The following is a 1573-nucleotide window of genomic DNA, read 5'->3' as shown; positions in this document are numbered from 1 at the left end:
GCACATCAACCTGACCGGCGATTACCTCTGGCGCAGCAGCGCCAAGATCGGCGCGGGCAAGTTCAGGCCGCTACGACCGCTGCAACCGGCTTAGCGTACGATTTTTTCCGTTTTCTGAGACGTCCCCAATCAGTGCCGCATTGTCCTGGTCAAGGATCAGGGCGTGTACTTCCTCGCCGAGCGTGGGGAGCGTCGCCCGGATGGGCGCCAGGCACTGCTCGCCTACGCCGTCGGATGCAACCCGGACACCGACCCGTTCGATGACTGGTGGCACCTCGCCGGCCGCGAGCTGGGCGGCGATGACTTCGCGGAGTATTTCGACCCGAAGGACGGCCTGTTCACGCGCCTCCAGCACTCGGCGGACGATCTCGTGCTTTCCGCCACCGCCACGCACCTGTCCTTAGCAGTGGTGCCTCCCGCCTGACGCGGCAACCGCCTCGCAGCCCCCGCATCGGGGGCCTTCTTTTGTTCGCACCGCCGCCATCGCCGCGCGTGCGCGTTTGTCTCCAGCCGCCGAGGCACGCCCCGCCGGCCACAACGCCGGCATGCCACCGGAGACAACCGCATGAACACGCCATCGACCTCGCCGAGGCTGCACCTCCTACCGGTGTCGCTGCGCACGGCCAATGCATTCGTTCTGTCGCACCATCGCCACCACCGCCCGGTCCAGGGCGCGAAGTTCGCCCTGGCCGTCACGCTGAGCGACAGCGACCTGATCCACGGCGTGGCCATTGTCGGCCGCCCGGTCGCGCGGCACCTGGACGCTGGAAGTCACGCGGCTGTGCACCGACGGCACACCCAGCGCCTGCAGCAAGCTCTACGGCGCGGCCTGGCAGGCGGCAAGGGCGCTGGGCTACATACGCCTGCTCACCTACACCATGCCCGACGAAGGTGGCGCCAGCCTGCGCGCCGCCGGCTGGCGGCTGATCGGCGCGCGCGGTGGCGGCGCCTGGAGCCGTCCCGGCCGTCCGCGCGCCGATACCCCCGAGCACCTGCGCGGCGCCAAGTGCCTGTGACAGGCGCCGGGTGGCGCGGACAAAGGGAAGCGCCCGGGTGCCGATTGATTGCTGCCGCGCGCGCGAGGCCCCGCCATGCTGGCCCCATGCCTGCTGACGTCGTCAGCGACATGCCAGGCAACCATCGGTCTTCGAGGTTGCGGCGCAGTTCCCACTGCGTGACCGAGCCAGCTCGCACCGCATCCTTCCGCGAGCGGCCACCAGCCTCTGGTGGCGGATGCTTTCGCCTTATCAACCCACCGCGGGGTCACGCACCTTCCCCGCATGCGTGGGCCGGTGTGTCTCCGCTTCATCCCAATGGAGATTCACCATGAACACCACGTCCAACGAGAAATCGTATTTCGACCTCCACACCTCGGGCATCGGCTACATCCAGCGTGTCCGTGAAGTGCCCGTCCGGGGCGGCCGCCGTGCGCAGCCTTTCCTGGCATGCACCATCGCCGCGCTGGTCGGCCCCGCCCGGGACCCCAGCTACCGCTACTTCGACGTCAAGGTCTCGGGTGCCGAGGCCAAGAAGCTCGTTCAGCGCTACATCGGCGTTGACGATCCCAAGCAGC

At 68.5% G+C, this 1573-nt stretch carries 2 protein-coding genes and 1 pseudogene; all 3 read left to right on the top strand.

Features of this window, described 5'->3' with window-relative positions:
• Positions 1-139 precede the first annotated feature (139 nt).
• Complete coding sequence (locus tag ACE3OK_RS12555; RefSeq protein WP_031629745.1) at positions 140-424, top strand: DUF3085 domain-containing protein; 285 nt, start codon at positions 140-142, stop codon at positions 422-424.
• 141 nt (positions 425-565) lie between these two features.
• Positions 566-1016: pseudogene (locus ACE3OK_RS12550) on the top strand (XF1762 family protein).
• A gap of 310 nt (positions 1017-1326) precedes the next feature.
• The coding region (locus tag ACE3OK_RS12545; RefSeq protein WP_157086441.1) for a DUF3577 domain-containing protein at positions 1327-1573 on the top strand (247 nt) is incomplete at its 3' end.

The organism is Thermomonas sp. (assembly GCF_041905325.1).
Classification (GTDB): Bacteria; Pseudomonadota; Gammaproteobacteria; order Xanthomonadales; family Xanthomonadaceae; genus Thermomonas.
Note: the sequence above shows the minus strand (reverse complement) of the source record. Positions and strands in the feature narration are given on the sequence as shown.